Origin of the sequence: Shewanella mangrovi (assembly GCF_000753795.1) — a bacterium.
GTDB lineage: Bacteria > Pseudomonadota > Gammaproteobacteria > Enterobacterales > Shewanellaceae > Shewanella > Shewanella mangrovi.
The window spans coordinates 53,240-71,459 of sequence record NZ_JPEO01000016.1; the positions used below are offsets into that span (position 1 = coordinate 53,240).

Here is an 18,220-nt window from a genome sequence, read left to right on the forward strand (position 1 = left end):
AGTTCCTTTGGTCCGACGAGCTTAATCAAGCAACTCTACTTCACCTTCGATCTCGACACATATGCCGAATGGTAACTCCGCCATTCCCACCGCGGTTCGGCTATGCTGTCCGCGCTCTTGACCATAGAGTTCAATAATCAAATCGGAAAACCCGTTAATTACTGTCGGTTGTTGTTGAAAGCCCGGGTGTGACGCCACCATGCCAAAGAAGCGTCCCCAACGGGAGATCCGCTCTAGGCTGCCAAGTTCGCGTTTTAAACTGGCCAAAATCGACAAGGCTGTCGCTTGCGCCGCTTGATAGGCTGTCTCTGTCGAAACGTCATCACCAACTTTGCCAAAGAACCCGAGTGAACCATCTCGATTTTGCGGGCCATGGCCGGAAATCAAGGCGCGATTCCCCAATACCCGCACCATGCTAAAAGGCAGCACCACGCCATCAGGTGGAACCAAAGGCGGCGGTAATACCAAGCCCAACTCACTCAATTTCTGTTCAATTGCATCCATAACTATTCCTCTGTTGTCTGGCCCGGCTGTCGACAAAGTGAGTAAACTAACTCAGCAGCCTACGACCTTGGTTCCGCCAGCAGCGGAACCTTTATTTATTGTTGTTTTTTAGGTGGTTGGCTAAATGGTGTTACGCCTAATGCTTGATAGATTTCACTCGGGAAGTAGAACTGTTGGTCTTTGGCCACTAAGCGCGTCGTGCGCACAGCACTGATATCCTTAAGCGGATCATCAGCCAACAATACGAAGTCTGCTTGCTTGCCGATAGCAACACTGCCCAAACGATCGTCATTGCCTAAATACTGAGCACAGCCTAATGTCGCTAGCGACAGCACCTCCGCTGGTGAAATCCCCGCTTTTACGTACAGCTCCAACTCACGCAGTAAGGTAAAACCTGTGGTATCGTCCGTGCCGGGGAAGATGCGAATATGGTCGTCATGCATCAATTTGAGCACAGCCAAAATCTTGTCAAAGGCAGCGCGATAGGCGTTGTCCAGCTCAGGTGTAAGAGTGACAAAACTGCGTTGGCGATAGCGCTGATAACCGATTGGCATGTGCGACAGATAGGCTTGATCACCGGCAGCAATCTCACCAGCACGACTTAGCATCAAGCGTTCAAGAATGACGGCGGTAGGATCAATGCCAATATTCCCCTGTTGCATCAGCTTTAATGTGTGTTGCACCTTGGCACTGCTGAGGTCCAACGTCGCGGCACGCGTCATCGCGGTCAGTCGCAGTGGCGTGCGGGTATCCTCATCAGGGGTTAACAACCAGCCCAACATCAATTGGTTGATGTGAGTGATTTCGTTATAACCCGCAGCAATCATATGATCGGCATCAGTAAAGGCAGGAATATGCCCCGTCACACTCATCCCCAGACGATGAGCTTCTTTTGCAATCGCGGGCACCCACTCAGGATTCATCGAGTTATAGATTTTAATCTGCCAATAGCCGTGTTCTTTATACCAGCGCACCTTAGCTAACGCTTCGGCTTGTGAGTTCACCACAAAACCATCGCGGGCCGAATATGGACTGCGTCCTTCGAGGAAACCGTTGCGAGTGATACGCGGCCCGGCCAACTCACCTGCATCAATCTGCGGGATAAGATCTAGCAAGAATTGGTTGTCGTTGCCCATGTCGCGGGTGTTGGTGACACCGGCGGCCAGATACCATAACCCAGACGACAACGTGCTGTGGGAATGCATATCGTGTAGCCCAGGGATAACCGTGCCACCTTCGCCATCATATACCGCCAGTTCACCACCGACCTTAGCCGTTTGTGCCATTGGCGTAATAGCGGCAATTTTGCCGTTGCTGACCGTAATCGACACTAAATCGCTTCGCGTACCGGTTTCGGGCGAGAACAGATGCACATTGTCCAAGCGCCACCCAGCCGTAAAGCGATGTGCTAACTGCTGTTGCAGTTGTCGCATTCGTTCACTCTCCAGCGTGCTGGCAAGCTGTTGCAGCGTGGTAGCTTCTGCCTCATAGCCTTTGCGCACATTGACTTCTTGAGCACTAAACACGGCAAACAGCTGCTGCTGTTCATCAAGTAACAGCAGAGAAGGCGATAATGACAATCCTGACAACATGTAAGCCTGTAGCGCAATTTGCTGCTGGCCTTCTCCTAAGGTCACGCTACGTAGTTTGGTGAGATAGGCATTGCCTGCCGGGAGTGTCGGCAACTGCTGCTGGCCCGATTGCAAGATAGCGCTGGCGTAACGGCCCAATAACCAAGGATCGCCGTCGTTGGCAATATACAGTGCCGGACTGCTGACGTGCAGTTCTCCAGTATCCGCTTGGCTTGTCCATTTCACCGCTTGCTGCTGCCAGCTAAAGCTTTCAGCCACCTCACCGCCCATCAATGACGTACCTTTGATGCTTAGTTGCTGCGGAATGCCTTGCGCGTTAACCGACAACCGTGCCTTGTGCTTCGGGCCGCGGCCATTGTTATCCACATAGTAGGTCACATAGCTGTGGCCCTGCTCGGTATCCGCTGTGATATATCCAACATTTTCACCATTAGCAATAACGCTGAACTGTTCAAGCTGCGCCATCGCCGTATGTGCGTAATAGCCGCAGGCAGCGATAACCACCAAACCTAGAGTGTTGAGCCTCATTTGATGAACTCCTTCAGCAGCTTATCCAACTCAGGTCGTGATGCCTTATCGGCAAAGACCGAATGGCCGGTTTTCAGTACCGCGAGTGTCAGATTTTTTGCAGGAATAGCAGCTTGGTTGAGTGCAAACTCTACCGCAGCTGTTGGTACCGCTAAGTCGTAGTAACCAGAAAGCACCAACAGTTTTGTCTCTGGCTGTTGTTTCACAAAGTCAGCTAGGTTAGCGGTTGGATTAAAGTAAAACGTTTCACCATCAAAGCCTTCGCGATGAGGCGCAAACTGCCAGTGATAGTTAATATTCAGATTGAGTGCCTTATAAGGCGCATCATTGCTTATACCGGTAAGCTGTTGTAGATACTCGGTATAAAGCGGCACTTTAATTTCTAAACCACCTTTTAACCCCAGCGCTGGATCATCAAGCGCCGAGACCTTGTCCTTTCTTGGCGGCGGCAAGGGCGCTGCAACACGCGAATCCAAGCGACCGAACACATTCCCATCGCTTGCCAGCAACATATTGCGATAGTCTTCCACGCCCAGTTTCAGTGATTTATCTAACAGGTCTTTGGCCGTGATCCCCAACATCGCCGCCAGCTCTTGCGCGATTTTTTGCTGGGTATTTTTGGCTAATGCCGCCCCTTGCATTAACGCTGGGGCATAAACTTGATAGCTATATGCTGATACCTGCTGATAGATCTGCTGCAACGATTTATTCTGCAAGTTACCACGATGATAATGCGCTGCGGCAATGGCCATGCTCGGCAGATTGAACACATAGCTCAATACATTGCCTTTGGCTTCTGAGGTATCACTGCCGTCGAGCAACGGCGAGATAAACAGCAAGCCACCCACGTTGAGTTCGGTCAGTTGCTTAGTCATCAATGCCAGACGATAACCACCGTAGCTTTCACCAGCTAAGAAAATACGCGCATCGCGGCGCTCATGCTCAGCCAACCAACGATGCACAAACTGCGCAAATGCGTTGGCATCCCCTTCAGAGGTCCAAAACGTTAAGCGCGAAGCTTCACTTTCAGGGGCTTGAGTCAATCCAGTTCCCGGCGGATCGATAAACACCAGATCAACTTGATCTAATAATGAGAGTGGATTATCGACAAAGGTATCCTTGCCGTCTGTCCCCTTCAGCTTTTGCTTAGGGCCTAAGCCATCGAAATGTAGCATTGAGGAAGATGAGCCCGGGCCACCATTGAACAGAAACATGACCGGACGGGATGTTGTCGATTTAACGGTGTAGCTGATGGCATCCATAGTGGTGCCATGTTCACCGCTTTCCAACGCTAAGGTTTCCAGACAACCGCGATAGCTGACCTGTTTAAAACTGTGGGATTCACCGCATTGGCTGTTCCACAGTGCAGGGGCTTCTTGCGCCACTGCAGACATACTCAGCAGCGAAAACGCCGCAACGGCTAGGGCCGAGGGCCACGCTAAACAAGGTAAAAATCTTAACGACGACATTCAGTCTCTCCCGCGGTTCCGTTCTTTTTCTGCCACTGATAACCTTCCGTTAACGCGCCGGTCGGCACAAAAGAGATACTGGTTGGCTTACCGTTGCGTTCAACTAGCAGTGTCAGTGGTGAAGAGGGCTTCGATTGCTGTTCATCTAAGCCAACAGATTTCAGCACCTTATCGCCTTCTTTTAAGCCTGCTTTGGCCGCTGGTGAGTTGGGTTGCAAACCGTGGATAACGCGCGGAACTTGCATCAAACTGCTGATTTCAAATCCCAAATCAAATAATGGCATTGAGACTTTTTCACGAGTAAAACAGCGACCAAACGCGTCATCTTCAGGTACCAAGAATCCGCCAGACTGCATCGCGGCATAATCTTTATCCGCATCGGCGCCGATGTATTGACGTACGAGGGCCACCCAATCTTGAGCTGCCACAGATTTACCTTCGCGGGAACGCGCCAGAAAATCCACCAGCAGTTGGTCAAGATTGTGTTCGCCATTCGAGGCCTTACGAATACGCGAATCGGTGACGATGAAGTACATCGCACCGCGATAGTAAGGTTGCAGACGTGCACGCGCATCCGTCCAAAACGCGGCGGTTGCTGCTTGCATGTCCATGTCCTTACGAACGTTACTGTAATAAGTCAGCAGCGTATTATTCACGGCTTTTAGATAAGTATCTGAAGACGTAAACCCGAGCGCGAATGGCGCGCGGTTTTCGTACATCACCGCTAGTCCCTCTTGAAACCAGCTCGCGCCTTCCAAACTATGCAGATAGACGTGCACCATTTCGTGAGAAAGGATCTGCTGCATTTCGCTCAGTTCAATATCGTTATTAGCCGCCACCATCAAAGCATCTGGTAGTTCGGTACCACTTTTCGAAATCATGGGGTTACTGCGAAAAAGTACCGTAAACGGCGGTAATTCTGAGAAACCCAAAAAGTCAGAGTATTTTTGATAGGCGTTATGTGCCCACTCAAGCAATGTCGCGGTCGCAAATTTATTTGGCGCGGCCGTAGAGGCTGCGCGAAACGGGCTACTGACGCCAGAACCATTGAGGCGCGCTAAATCTCCCGCCATAAAATAGGTTGCGGCAATACGTGCTGGCGTTGCTTCACGGGTTACGGGCAGACTGTTAATACTCGTTGCGTCATCGCCTAGCGCAGATAAATCCCATGCTGCAGACACTTTGTATGTCGCTTGAGATTCAGGTAAAACCAAGAACGTATTACCGGCGGCGCTCATACCTTTGGCCTCAGTTCTGAGTTCCCAAGTCGGTCCAGGCGTTGTCTCTGTCGACACCGCGGCTCGGTAGCTAACGGTCACAATGCCAGTCGTATCTCGGTTAGTTTGCCAAGCGTAAGGGGTTTGGCCCAAAGCATCAGGCAAGGTCGCAATACCTTGGTGTAAGCTCAGTTGCCCTTGGCTATCACTCACCTGCAACTGCGAAATACGCTCAACAATATGCTGTAACGGCCCCAAGGTTTTCGAAATCACCAACTGAGGTAGCGGCTTATCACTTTCAATGGTCTCTTTCACATCGACAGCAACCACCTGCCCGCCTTGCAATATCGGGGTTAACTGTAAATGGATACTCGGCTGTTCAGCTGCAACCGTTGTGCCTGCAACCGACAGCAATAACATCCCAAGCGGATGATGATAACTTTTCATTAGCACTCCCTTATTCAAAAAAAGATGCCCGGCAGCATTGCCGGGCGAATAGCTAAGGAAGATTAAAGATCCCAGGCGAGCGTCAAGCCGATGGTTTGTGGTTGAATCACCACCGCACCATAGTTCACATCAGTCGCTGCGGTTGCGGTACCACGGCGGTTAGCACTGATATAGCCCACTTCGTCAAACAGGTTATTTGCATAAACCGTCAGTGACCAATCACCGCTTTTCAGAGTCGAGCTAAGTCCCACAGTGGTGTAACTTGGCAGGTGGATACGTGAGATGTCGGCAGACTGGGTAAATTGCATATAGCGATCGCCCATGTAGGTGACGTTGCCGCCAATAGACAATTGCGAACCATTGCCTAAGTCAAAGCTGTGTTGTAACGAGACTGTGCCTGAGTTTTTAGCGGAGAATGGCATGCGATCGCCGTCTTTACCATAGGCGGTCGAGCCTTCGACATAACCAGGAATATCTTCGGCCAACGAAGCATCGGTAAAGGCATAGTTAACATTAAACTGCCAATCCTCAAGGAAGGTATAACCCATTCCCAACTCCAGCCCCTGACTAGCAGCTTTACCTGCGTTGGTGGTGTAGCTGGAACCGTAGGTCAAATCAACTTGGCTGATCTGCAGATCTGACCAATCGATATAGTAAGCCGTCGCATTTAAGTTAAGTGCGTTCTCGAAGAAACCGCCTTTAAAGCCGACTTCATAGCTCACCAAAGAGTCTGAATCATAGCTTTCAGGAATGCCTTCCACGATGGTGCTGTTACCACCACCAGCGCGATAACCAGACGAAATACGCCCAAACAGCATCATGTCTTCGTTAAAGTGATAGCGGGTTGCCAACAGATAAGTAAATACATCATCGCTGTAACTATCAGTGGTGGTCGACTCATCGGTCAACATGCCACCGCCGTAGCCAGTGCCTTCAATTTTGTTTTTAGCAAAACGGCCACCAACAGTGACATCCCACTGGTCGGTAATCTTGTAGGTGGTATTAACAAAGATTGCACTTTCTTTGTAACTGTCATCACCGAGTGACGTCAGCAACGGAACATCGGCAAAATAGTCACCACTGGCATTATCTGACAGGTAGAAGGTCTGCGTGCTATCGACACTCTCTTTGGTGTAAAACAAGCCAACCTGCCACTGGAAACGCACATCATCTTTAGACGATAAACGGAATTCCTGACTGATTTTATCTTCGTCATAGCGGTTATCGATAAACGCGCCAGCTTCTTGATAACCCAAGCCGAACATATTGGCGAACATTGGTGCAAAGTTACCGATAGAGGTGTAGCCCACATCTTGCTTCGCTGCCGCTCGGTGTTCGGTATAGCCAGTGATAGAATCAAACGTGCCCCAGCCCAAATCACCGGTTAATTTTGCGGTATAAAAGCGGGTTTGTCCGGCAAAGGAATCGGTATCTACACCGCGAGAGTGTTCATATTGGCCATAGATAGGTTCCAGTTCTGAGGTAACATCTGCATACGCGGTATTGTCTTGCGACGTATTTTGGAACATTGCCGAACTGCGGAACGTCCAATCGTCAGTCATATGCCAAATCATGGCAATACGACCACCATCGCTTTCAATGCTGTTATCTGAACCGTCACGCGTGTTAGTTAAGTAAGCAGGATCTTCACGTTTAAAGCCACTCATGCGGATTGCAAAATCGTCAGTGACAGGAAGATTACCTGATGCGCGTATGCTATGACCGGTACTGCCATGCGCCGCTGATGCACCGCCTAATTCAAAGTGTCCGGTTGCATAACTTGCATTTGGATCCACAGAAACATATTTCACCAGACCGCCCATACTGCTAGCGCCGTATAGCGTACCCTGCGGTCCACGCAACACTTCAATCTGCTGAATATCTGATGGATCAAGATCTGGAATAACCCCAGTATTCGTCGCTGAGCCATAAGGTACATCATCGATAGTAACGCCAGAAGTTGGACGAGTACCAATACCGGCGTCAGTCCCTACACCACGCATCACAATGGTGCTACTCATAGCACTTGAGACGTAACTTAAGCCTGGGATTTCAGCAAAATAATCCGCTAGCTTTGATTTACCCGTCTCCGCTAACGCTTTCGCATCCAATACCGCCATTGATAGCGCCACATCTTGTAAACGCTCGCTACGCTTAGACGCGGTGACGACAATTTTTTCGATGCTATTTTCTTTTTCCGCTTTATTCTTTTCTGCGGGGGAAGCATCTTCCGCCATGGCTTGACCAGCAAATAAGGTGACAACGCCTAACGCAACACCGACCGTTTTTGCCAACGAACTTAAACGAGGTTGTAGAAGTACTGACTGCATCATTAATATTCCATTCTTCATTTTGTTGAAATTATTGAAAGACGGCAGTCCACCACAACGCCCTCTTCCCCTGTCGCTCTACCGCATCTTTATCGCGATATTTTTATTATTTATTTTATATAGTTACATAAATAACACTGACATTTTGCCTAATACACCCCCAGGATTACGGCCTGCTATAAGGCTATGGCCATGTCACAACAATGTAACCTAAGCATATAAATTACACATTTCGTTTATTTGATCAACACATTTTGTTGAAACAAAATAAACAAATTGTTAATTCAACCTGAAATGGTAGAGTAGAAGACAGTTCTGATGCCGCTACAGAAGCATGGAAGTTTGCAATTACGATATTAGTATTTGAATTTATTGGGTAAACAAATGGAAGCAAGACAGATACAAAAGAGTGAGGAAGCACGTTCGCAGTTTTGCGCGACCGAACGCCAAGTGGTCATCAACACACTTAAAACAATTGTTGAATTACTCCAACATGTGTTGAGTGACAATGTAGAAGTCGTACTGCACGACATGAGTGTGCCGGAAAAATCGGTTATCGCACTCGCCAATGGTCACGTTACTGGCAGAGTGATTGGTGACTCCATTCTTGCTGGCCCCAAAGGCGATGTGGGTTTTGCCGAAGCCTTTAAAAAATTGAATGAACAGGGCACCGAAAATAGCGTAATTGCCAGCTACCACACGGTGGCAAAGAATGGCCTTTCATTGCACTCTTCTACTGCAATCTTTCGCGATAGTGATGGCATTCCCTATGCGGCCTTATGCTTCAACTCTGATATGACAATTCCACAAGCTGCTTACTCTTGGCTTAGCAAAATGTTGGGCAATGAAACTGTTGCACCGACACCTGCCGTCAGTGAACACCCTCATCCAGCTCAGGTTGATACCTTGATGGAGGATATTATTGACTCCGCCATTAACGCCCACGACAAGCCGTTGGAACAATTCAGTAAAGAAGACAAGATAGCGGCAGTGGCCGCTATGCAAAGTAATGGTATTTTTGTGGTAAGAGGAGGTGTCAATCGCGCGGCGAAAGCGCTCGGTGTTACCCGATTTACCATTTATAACTATTTGGATGAGCTCAAGAAACGTAAAGACATAAACAACTTCTGAGAATGAGACGCCGCATAGCGGCGCCATCTAAGCAAATAATTAGCCAAAGAAATGTCGCCACAGATAAGAAAATGGCAGCACTAAAAACAGCGCGGGTAAGAAGTTCACTACCGAGAAATGCATGATCTTGGCGATACGTAAGCCCACCGCCACCATGATGATGCCGCCGACCGCGGAAAAATCAGCGAAAACGATGTCGTCCATCAATGGCATAATCGGTTTTGCCAGCATAAACAGCCCCAACTGCACCGCAAACTGCACCACAGCGGTTAAGCCAATGCCGGCCCCTAAGCCAATGGCGAAGATAACGGCGGTCACAAAATCCATCATCGCCTTCACTAACAACAATTGGTAGTTGCCATTGACACCTTCGGTCATCGCGCCAATCACACCCAACCCACTGGCGCCAAATAACACGATTAGCGCGGTAAACTGCTTGGCGTACTCGTCACGCGTCAAGCCTCGCGGCAATGGAATAAAGCGATCTAATTTGCGCTGAATAAAGTTCGCCCCCGCTGACACACTGCGCTCAAAATAGAACAATTCACCGATCGCTGTTCCAAAAATCAACGACATCACCACGACAGGCAAATTATGCTCTTTGACGATCATGCTAATCCCAATCGCGATCGATGCCAGCGCAAATGTTGGCGGCAAACCTTCTTGTAACCGCTTCGGAATACGTTTTGCCAACGCCGCACCAATTAACGCGCCGGTGACAATGGCAGCACTGTTTAATATTGGACCTATCATAGTGAATTCTCTAACCGCAGCGCACACTTCAACGGCATATAATGCCAGGCGCTGAATAACAAAAGGATTATATTAACTGTTTGTTTCTAATGACTAACAGGCTCAAGAGTATGGGCTCAACGCCACTAGGGAAAGGCAGTATTTTGTACGCAACAGCCTACCACTATCACACATTTGACGCTTAACGCATTTTTTCGATTAACGTTAATCTGTACTCACTATTACTTACTGCATTTTGCGCGAATTTAACAAAAAAGCATTGATCACGAACAGCTAAATTATGTGTATCAGCTCTATAAACGCGCCGATAAAACTAGCGCAGTTCGCTAGTTAAAGATACTTTTTAACTGTTTGTTTACCTCTGTCTTTTTCGAAAGCGATGCAGATATAGTGGGAGGCATCATGACTAAGGTATCGATAGCACTATTGCTACTTCTGTTATCAGGCTGCAGTTGTACCGGACATTTTTTGCAGGAAGCAAACGTCACCCTGAGCGATGCCACCACGCTAAGCTATTCAGGTGAAACCTCGGTGAATAGTGCGAAATATGCACTGAAACTCGCGCGTCAACATCCCGAAATCAAACGCCTCATTATTAACAGTGATGGTGGAGATGCCATCGGCGGCATGATGCTTGGTGAGTGGGTCCATCGCCAACAGATTGTGGTTGAAGTTAAGCAACGTTGCTTCGCTACATGTGCCAATTATGTGGTTACTGCTGCAGCAGAAACGGTTGTTGGTCCGGACGCTCAACTCGGCTGGTTTGGCGGAGCTTGGCAACCTGACACCGATCGCCCCTGGTACACTTTTCTAATCCCCGGTTACGACAAAAATCATAATCTCACCCTCGCCGACTGGCGTGCGGTCGAGCAAGAGTATTTCGCCCGTATCGGTGTGCGAGAAGAGATCACGATTCTCGGCGAAGTCACTAAGTTTAAACAACAACGGCAACAGAAAGGCATGTGGAGCTACTGCCCACAAGACCTGCATAAGTTGGGTGTGCGTAATATTCGCTTTGCTGACAACACCGTCGATGCCGATATTGAAGTACTGCAATTTGCGCCTGGTGAACTCGAGCTGTTTTTGGCGAATAGCCCAATTAAGCCACAACCAGCCGTTGCAGGACTCTAGCGAGAGTTTAAGTGATTGAGCTGAAAAATTTACGCTGCTCACTTTTTTAGAACGACGTACGATAAAGTGATGGACGCATGGTGAAAAAACTGCCACAAATGGTAGTTCATTAACCAGAAGTGCCCCTAGTACTCGCTCAAAAAAGGAATGTGTATGTCAGCTCAAATTGCAATTGCGGTAATGTTTCTGCTCAGCTGTTGTATCGATGCCAAAGCCTGGCAACGTCTTACCAGTAAAGCGGCCAGTAAACGGCTAGGTAAAGCCAACTTGGATGTACGCATGACAGTGCAACATAGCCAAGATGCGCTCGCGAGTGATGGCGCGCTGTACTTAGACAGTGAAGCGGATAACACCGCGCAGGATAACTTACGCCTTAGCCTTACGGCCGACGCATTAGCGCAACTAACAGAACGCGGTATTGTGAATCCTGCGCGCTATTTTATGGGTAAGCAGTTGGAGGTTCATGGTGCGGTAATGCAGTTAGACGGCCGAGCTGTGTTACCTATTACCCACGCAGACCAAATTGTGGAACTGCGTTAATCGCACACGCGTCGCAAATTTAGTGCATAAAAAAAGGTCAGCTGCGACCATCGCCCTGACCTTTTTCTATGAATGACCCGCGCCAATTCATGCCAATAATTCTATTGTTCCTCTCTCAAGAACACCGGGGCTGCGGCAGTCGAGTCTTTTTCAGAATAATAATAACCCGCGACAGCAAACGTTTTTAACTGGTCGGCGTCGGTGACATCATTTTCCAAAATCCAGCGAGCCATCAAGCCTCGCGCCTTTTTGGCATAGAAACTAATGATTTTATATTGACCATTCTTACAATCTTTAAAGACTGGCGACACCAATTCGCCCGCTAACTTGGCCTTTTTAACCGCTTTGAAATATTCATTTGACGCAAGATTCACAATAAGCTGAGACTCTCCCGCTGGCATTGCATGGTTGATTGCTTGCGTGATTTCATCGCCCCAAAACTCATACAAATTCTTACCCTTGGCGTTTTCTAACGCAGTGCCCATCTCCAAACGATATGGCTGCATTAAATCCAGCGGTTTCAATAGGCCATACAGCCCGGACAGCATACGCAGGCGCTTTTGCGCACGGCGGATATGTTCTTCTGACAGCGATTCGGCATCGAGTCCGGTATAAACATCACCTTTGAAAGCGTACAGCGCTTGCTTAGCATTACCTAAGGTAAATGGTTGTTGCCAAGAGGCAAAGCGAGCCGCGTTCAAACCGGCGATTTTGTCACTTACACTCATCAGCGAGGCAATTTGCGCTGGCGACAACTCTCGGCACACCTCAATTAAAGCTTGGCTGTGATCGAGAAACATTGGCAGGCTGTATTCGGAAACAGGCGCAGCTGATTCAAAATCCAATGTTTTGGCTGGTGAGATAAGAATTAACATGTTCAAACCTTTAGCTATTAACTTGCCGGTTATGATACGGCATCAAACATAAAAAACCACGCCGCCAAGACGTGGTTTTTTCGATAACGACAACCGAGTACAGTAATTAATCGGTGTCACCAACTGGCTCAGCGTCGAGCGGATTCCACACTTCTTTGTCTATCTGCTGGCTGAGCTCAGGGAAACGTGATTTATCAAATTCTGGTGTTTTCCCGGCTGACAATTGGTCGCGGTAATCACCAATCACTTTAAAAGCAACGCCCGAGAGCAGCACCAGTGCGAGAATATTCACCAACGCCATAAAGCCCATCGACAGATCGGCCAAATCCCACACCAGCGAAATTTTTGCTAACGAACCAAACATCACCATCGCTAACACACATAAGCGGAACAGTAGAATGACCTTTTTGCGGTTACCGAGCAGGAACACCACATTCGTTTCAGCATATGAATAGTTGGCGATAATAGAGGTAAAACAGAAGAGTAAAATGGCACCAGCGACGAACCAGCCGCCCCAACTACCAACATGGAACTCCAATGCAGAAATCGTCATTGCAATGCCATCGCTGCCGCCACTCCAATCATTAGAAAGAAGAATGATGGCGGCAGTTGCAGTACAGATCACTAAGGTATCAACAAACACCCCGACCATCTGCACAAATCCCTGAGAAGCGGGATGATGCGGATTCGGTGACGCGCTGGCGGCAACATTGGCGGCGCTGCCCATACCAGCCTCATTGGAAAACAGGCCTCGAGCAATCCCAGATTGCATCGCCTGCGCAATGGTATAGGCCACACCGCCCGCAGCCGCCTCTTGCCAGCCAAAGGCGCTCTTAAACACTAACGTGAAAACATCAGGCAAACGCTCGAGATTCATCAATACGATAATCAATGCCATACCGATATAGATAATAGCCATGATGGGCACCACAAATTCAGACACCTTGGCCACCTTACGTAAGCCGCCACTGATCACCAAAGCGCTAAGCACCACTAACACAACACCAATCACATTGGGCGAGATATCAAATACTGCATTGACCGCACCCGCAATGGTATTGGCCTGTACCGCATTGAATACCAAGCCGAAGGAGATAATCAGAAAAATTGAGAACAATACCCCCATCCAGCGCTGCCCGAGTCCTTTTTCCATGTAAAACGCTGGGCCGCCGCGGTATTGACCATCACTATCTTTGACTTTGTACACTTGCGCTAACGTCGACTCGACCATGGCGGTCGCCATACCAACTAAGGCAATTAACCACATCCAAAACACCGCACCGGGTCCGGCGGTACCGATCGCTACCGCAACCCCCGCCATGTTACCTGCGCCGACCCGCGCCGCCATGCTGGTACAAAAGACCTGAAACGAAGACAACCCAGCGTCGTCTGAACGACGACTGCTGATCATCACTTTGGCCGAATGTTTAAGGTGAGTAAATTGAATAAACAGCAAGCTAACAGAAAAATAAATCCCGACGCCGACTAATGCATAAACGAGCAACTCTCCCCATAGCAGAGAGTTGAGAAATTGAACAACGGTTTCAACCATAAAAGACCCTGCATAACGCCAAAACAGTGGCTGCTTCGACATTATCTCCTGCTTAATTTGTTAAAATCTGCGGCGGTAGATTCTGAAAGTATCTTACCATTTTGGGTTCCACAGACTGTTTTTGCTCTACGGGTCAACTTTTTCCTAGTTTGCAGCAGGTGATTAAGATCACAATATAGTTATTTATACTACAAATAAAAAATCGACTTTAGCAAAAACATCATCTTGTTTTATAAGTATATTTTCTAATTTTATTACTAAGCCTAGCCAGTTCCTCACTAAATTAACTTTCAGAAACCTGATTTCGACCACATTTTTGTAATTTAACTACAAATATAGTTATGTCATACAAATCAACTGGTATTTGCTCAAGTGAGGCATCTTATGACCCAACAGCAAGAAATCGCTGCGCTGAAAAAGTATGTACGGGCCACAAACTTTTTGGCGACTTCACAAATCTACCTGAAAAACAACGTGCTTTTCAAACGTCCCCTGCAGCATGGCGACATCAAGCCTCGTTTGCTGGGTCACTGGGGTACCTGCCCTGGCATTAACTTTGTCTATGCCAACGTAAACCGTTTGATCACCAAGCACAACCGTAAGTTCTTGTACTTAGTTGGCCCAGGCCACGGCTTCCCAGCAGTACAAGCTAACCTGTTTGTGGAAGGTTCTCTGAGTCACTACTACCCAGAAATCATTCCATATAACGAAGATGGTATCTCTGATATCTGCCGTAAATTCTCTGCCGCGTATGGTTACCCATCACACGCTAACCCAGAAGCACCTGGACAAATCCTGGAAGGTGGTGAATTAGGTTATTCACTGTCTGTTGCATGGGGTGCAGTACTAGATAACCCAGATCTGATCGCCACTGTACTGGTGGGTGATGGTGAATCTGAAACCGGTCCTTTGGCAGCATCTTGGTATGCTAACCGTCTGGTGTCTCCAGAAAACAACGGTGCAATTCTGCCAATCGTTCATATCAACGGTTATAAAATTTCTGGTCCTACCCGCATGGGTCGTATGGATCGCGAAGAACTGGAAGCTGAATTCACAGGTCTTGGCTATGCGCCTATCTATGTTGACAGTGCACTAGAAGAAGACGTTTACGTACAGATGGCCAACGCAATGGATAAAGCCTATGCGATGATCACTGAAATCCAACGTGTTGCACGTAGTGGTGATGACGTATGTAAGCCGCGCTGGCCGGTAATTCTGATGAAAACCGCTAAAGGCTGGACCGGTGTACCTGAATTCGATGGTAAGAAACTGGAAGGCAACTGCGATTCTCACCAAGTTATCGTCAACAAGTGCGCCACTGACGAAGGTCACCTGACTGCACTGAACGATTGGTTAGACAGCTACAAGTTCCACGAACTGTATTCAATGAACGACAAAGGCGAGTTGATCTTTGATGAAGAGATCCAAACCTTAATCCCACCTGCAGAACTGTGCTGTGGTCAGCAACGTCTGAGCTACGGTGGTGAAGTCGTACAAGCGGTGAAAAACCCTGATTTGACTGAACTGGCTTATGGCCCAGATGTAGTACGCGGTACTCGCGGCTACTCAATGAACAAGATGGGCGAATGGATGCGTGACGCATTCAAACTGAACGCAGCGGAACGCAACATCCGTATCTTCAGCCCTGATGAAACTTATTCTAACCAGCTGCAAGCTGTATTCGAAGCCACTGACCGCGCATGGCAATGGCCTATCGAAAGCTGGGATGAAGACATGAGCCGTGATGGTCGCGTACTGGAACTGCTGTCTGAAAACCTGCTGTTCGGTATGATGCACGGTTACACAGTAACGGGTCGTCACGGTATGTTCCCAACTTATGAGTCTTTCTCACAAGTTATTGCATCAATGGCTGACCAATACTGTAAATATGTGCACGCTAGCCAAGGCATCCACTTCCGTAAGCCTGTACCTGCATGCAACGTAGTACTGTCTTCACTGCTGGAACGTCAAGACCATAACGGTTACTCACACCAAAACCCATCATTCTTGGGTGCGATGCTTGAGAAACACGCAGAGATCGTATCAGCTTATCTGCCAGCTGACGCAAACTCTACGCTGGTATATACCGAAAAAGCTTTTGCCGGTCGTGACAAACTGAACATTCTGGTTGCTGGTAAGAAAGAGCTGCCACAATGGTTGAGCCTTGAAGAAGCCCGCAAACAAGCTGAAGACGGCGTGATGATTTGGGACTTCGCTTCTGACGAAAACCCAGACGTGGTTCTGGCGGGTTGTGGTGACTACGCGACTCAAGAAGCGATGGCTGCACTGGTACTGGTACGTGAGCAACTGCCACGCGTTAAAGTTCGCTTTGTCAGCGTCACTGAATTGAACGCTAACGGCTTAGGTAGCTTGGAATTTGCTGCTAAACCTTGGTTGCTGGATGATATCTTTACTCCAGATAAAGGCGTGGTATTCAACTATCATGGCTATCCAAACACTATCAAGAAACTGGTGTTTGACTATAAAGGTGCTAGCCGTTTCCGCATCAAAGGCTACGAAGAGGAAGGTTCAACCACTACTCCATTCGATATGGGCGTACGTAACGGTACTTCTCGTTACCACCTGGTTATCGACATGGCATACAAGTTATTCCAGCAAGGTGTGATTGATGAAACAACTCACTCACGCATTACCACTGAAATGCTGCAAAACTTGGTTGACCACAAAAACTACATCAAAGCTAACGGTGTAGACCCAGAATACATCGAAAACTGGGAATGGAAGCGTTAATCACTAACGTGTTCTAACAAGTACAGCTAATAAATGAGGCGTTATTTACAATAACGCCTCATTTTTTTTGCATCTGTGCTTAGGGTTAACCATACTCGTGTAACATTATGAAAGATAAATGTGATTCAAGTGGAATTCAGCTTGTAAGTGGTAATAATGTAAAGCGCTAGCAACTGAAACTAGGATATCCCGTGGGGGCGAACTCTATCTTCAAATAGAGCACCCTATTTTCAAGGATTTGGAGAATTGATGATGAAACTTAAACTTTCTTACCTGCTGCTTATCGCAGCACTTCCTGCTGCCGCCTATGCAGAAGACCAACAACTGTCGCCTTGGTATGTAGGTATTGGTGCGGGCCAAAACAACTACGGCCCTAACTGCGAAGACAGCAAAATGATGACCTGTGGCAGTGATGACCCATTTGCATGGGAATTCTTCTCTGGTTATTCATTCAACCAATATGTTGCCGTTGAGATTGGTTACCGCCAACTGGGCCATGCTGACTGGGTTGATTATGCAAACAACCATAATGACATCAGCGTAAAAGGTGGCACCATAGGTGTCGTGGGTACCTGGCCACTGCGTAACAACTGGAGCCTAAATGCTGAAGCAGGTGGTTATATCTTTACTAACCACAACCGCGTTAATCACGGCGATGCTGACTACTATCACCAAAGCGTAGCGCCATATTATGGTGTGGGTGTTGGCTATGACATCAACGAGAACTTCCGTTTGTCAGCTAAATACCGTCGTTATGAAGATATCGATGAAACCCGTTTTGCCGATCTCGATATGGACAGTAACTATTGGGGCTTAACACTGAGCTATCGTTTTGGTGAAGCACCAAAAGCAGCACCAGTTGTAGAAGAGCCTGCACCTGTTGTAATGGCACCAGTTGATTCAGATAAAGACGGCATTAATGATGATGTCGATCAGTGTCCAAATACGCCAGCGACTCACAAAGTAGATGCCAAAGGCTGTAGCATCTACGTTGATAAGCTGGAAGATCTGACGATTGCGGCGCAGTTTGACAATAACTCCTCTATCGTGAAGAAAGATTCTTACGGCGAAATTGAGAAAGCAGCAAACTTCCTCAACAAGTATCCAAAAGCAGATATTGAAATTGCCGGTCACGCTTCACTGCCAGGTAAAGAGTCTTACAACCTGTGGTTGTCGCAAAAACGTGCTGATGCAGTTGCCAAAGTATTGGTAGACCAATACGGCATCTCGGCTAACCGCATCACATCGAAAGGTTATGGTGAAAGCCAACCTATCATGCAAGGTACCAGCGCTGAAGCTAACGCAGCTAACCGCCGTATCGAAGCGAAAATGAGCTTTAAAGAAAAACAACCTCTGCTGAAGTAAGCCGGGGGAACAATTAGAAAGCCGCTGACATCAGC

The 18,220-nt window shown here is 48.0% G+C and carries 13 protein-coding genes; 5 read left to right on the forward strand and 8 right to left on the reverse strand.

The features are described 5' to 3' along the window. Nucleotides 1–21: 21 nt before the first annotated feature. From HR45_RS15315 to HR45_RS15335, 5 genes are all read right to left on the reverse strand, one after another. Nucleotides 22–504 carry a RidA family protein gene (locus HR45_RS15315; protein WP_037444653.1) on the reverse strand — a complete coding sequence of 161 codons (483 nt, stop codon included), beginning with the start codon at nt 502–504 and terminating at the stop codon, nt 22–24. A gap of 95 nt (nt 505–599) precedes the next feature. Next, nucleotides 600–2,624, reverse strand: a complete 2,025-nt coding sequence (locus HR45_RS15320; RefSeq protein WP_052074787.1) for an amidohydrolase family protein — start codon at nt 2,622–2,624, stop codon at nt 600–602. Next, the gene (locus tag HR45_RS15325; RefSeq protein WP_037444655.1) at nt 2,621–4,093 is read right to left on the reverse strand and encodes a S10 family serine carboxypeptidase-like protein; all 1,473 of its coding nucleotides are present in this window, start codon (nt 4,091–4,093) and stop codon (nt 2,621–2,623) included. Before HR45_RS15325 ends, HR45_RS15320 begins: the two co-directional genes overlap by 4 nt. Then, complete coding sequence (locus HR45_RS15330) at nt 4,081–5,757, reverse strand: M61 metallopeptidase family protein (protein WP_037444657.1); 1,677 nt, start codon at nt 5,755–5,757, stop codon at nt 4,081–4,083. Before HR45_RS15330 ends, HR45_RS15325 begins: the two co-directional genes overlap by 13 nt. Before the next feature lie 62 nt (nt 5,758–5,819). Continuing rightward, a complete protein-coding gene (locus tag HR45_RS15335; RefSeq protein ID WP_037444659.1) occupies nt 5,820–8,090 on the reverse strand; it encodes a TonB-dependent receptor in 2,271 nt (756 codons plus the stop codon). 381 nt (nt 8,091–8,471) lie between these two features. On the opposite strand from HR45_RS15335, the gene HR45_RS15340 reads away from it, so the two are divergent. After that, nucleotides 8,472–9,218, forward strand: coding sequence for a helix-turn-helix transcriptional regulator (locus tag HR45_RS15340; RefSeq protein WP_063355119.1), 747 nt, complete (start codon nt 8,472–8,474; stop codon nt 9,216–9,218). 39 nt (nt 9,219–9,257) lie between these two features. Here HR45_RS15340 and HR45_RS15345 read toward each other — a convergent pair whose 3' ends face one another. Next, nucleotides 9,258–9,971 carry a DUF554 domain-containing protein gene (locus HR45_RS15345; protein ID WP_037444662.1) on the reverse strand — a complete coding sequence of 238 codons (714 nt, stop codon included), beginning with the start codon at nt 9,969–9,971 and terminating at the stop codon, nt 9,258–9,260. A 402-nt stretch (nt 9,972–10,373) separates the two neighbouring features. Here HR45_RS15345 and HR45_RS15350 point away from each other — a divergent pair, with 402 nt between their 5' ends. Continuing rightward, nucleotides 10,374–11,102: a hypothetical protein gene (locus tag HR45_RS15350; RefSeq protein WP_037444664.1), complete on the forward strand. Its 729-nt coding sequence runs from the start codon at nt 10,374–10,376 to the stop codon at nt 11,100–11,102. Nucleotides 11,103–11,255: 153 nt separating this feature from the next. After that, on the forward strand, nt 11,256–11,642 hold the full coding sequence (locus HR45_RS15355) for a hypothetical protein (RefSeq protein WP_037444666.1): 387 nt from the start codon (nt 11,256–11,258) through the stop codon (nt 11,640–11,642). A gap of 101 nt (nt 11,643–11,743) precedes the next feature. Here the strand turns inward: HR45_RS15355 and yaaA are convergent, their stop codons facing one another. Beyond that, nucleotides 11,744–12,517: a peroxide stress protein YaaA gene (gene yaaA / locus HR45_RS15360; RefSeq protein WP_037444668.1), complete on the reverse strand. Its 774-nt coding sequence runs from the start codon at nt 12,515–12,517 to the stop codon at nt 11,744–11,746. 106 nt (nt 12,518–12,623) lie between these two features. Next, complete coding sequence (locus HR45_RS15365) at nt 12,624–14,069, reverse strand: alanine/glycine:cation symporter family protein (protein ID WP_037444733.1); 1,446 nt, start codon at nt 14,067–14,069, stop codon at nt 12,624–12,626. Between the two features lie 384 nt (nt 14,070–14,453). Here HR45_RS15365 and HR45_RS15370 point away from each other — a divergent pair, with 384 nt between their 5' ends. Both HR45_RS15370 and HR45_RS15375 read left to right on the forward strand, forming a co-directional pair. Beyond that, nucleotides 14,454–16,820, forward strand: coding sequence for a phosphoketolase family protein (locus HR45_RS15370; RefSeq protein ID WP_037444670.1), 2,367 nt, complete (start codon nt 14,454–14,456; stop codon nt 16,818–16,820). A 249-nt stretch (nt 16,821–17,069) separates the two neighbouring features. Then, nucleotides 17,070–18,185, forward strand: coding sequence for an OmpA family protein (locus tag HR45_RS15375; protein ID WP_037444672.1), 1,116 nt, complete (start codon nt 17,070–17,072; stop codon nt 18,183–18,185). Nucleotides 18,186–18,220: the final 35 nt, after the last annotated feature.

Excerpts from the sequence above, each read along its gene's own strand:
- yaaA (WP_037444668.1), bottom strand. The coding sequence starts at position 12,517 with ATGTTAATTCTTATCTCACCAGCCAAAACATTGGATTTTGAATCAGCT.
- HR45_RS15365 (WP_037444733.1), bottom strand. The coding sequence starts at position 14,069 with ATGGTTGAAACCGTTGTTCAATTTCTCAACTCTCTGCTATGGGGAGAG.
- HR45_RS15335 (WP_037444659.1), bottom strand. The coding sequence starts at position 8,090 with ATGATGCAGTCAGTACTTCTACAACCTCGTTTAAGTTCGTTGGCAAAA.
- HR45_RS15370 (WP_037444670.1), top strand. The coding sequence starts at position 14,454 with ATGACCCAACAGCAAGAAATCGCTGCGCTGAAAAAGTATGTACGGGCC.
- HR45_RS15350 (WP_037444664.1), top strand. The coding sequence starts at position 10,374 with ATGACTAAGGTATCGATAGCACTATTGCTACTTCTGTTATCAGGCTGC.
- HR45_RS15345 (WP_037444662.1), bottom strand. The coding sequence starts at position 9,971 with ATGATAGGTCCAATATTAAACAGTGCTGCCATTGTCACCGGCGCGTTA.
- HR45_RS15325 (WP_037444655.1), bottom strand. The coding sequence starts at position 4,093 with ATGTCGTCGTTAAGATTTTTACCTTGTTTAGCGTGGCCCTCGGCCCTA.
- HR45_RS15330 (WP_037444657.1), bottom strand. The coding sequence starts at position 5,757 with ATGAAAAGTTATCATCATCCGCTTGGGATGTTATTGCTGTCGGTTGCA.
- HR45_RS15320 (WP_052074787.1), bottom strand. The coding sequence starts at position 2,624 with ATGAGGCTCAACACTCTAGGTTTGGTGGTTATCGCTGCCTGCGGCTAT.
- HR45_RS15340 (WP_063355119.1), top strand. The coding sequence starts at position 8,472 with ATGGAAGCAAGACAGATACAAAAGAGTGAGGAAGCACGTTCGCAGTTT.
- HR45_RS15375 (WP_037444672.1), top strand. The coding sequence starts at position 17,070 with ATGATGAAACTTAAACTTTCTTACCTGCTGCTTATCGCAGCACTTCCT.
- HR45_RS15355 (WP_037444666.1), top strand. The coding sequence starts at position 11,256 with ATGTCAGCTCAAATTGCAATTGCGGTAATGTTTCTGCTCAGCTGTTGT.
- HR45_RS15315 (WP_037444653.1), bottom strand. The coding sequence starts at position 504 with ATGGATGCAATTGAACAGAAATTGAGTGAGTTGGGCTTGGTATTACCG.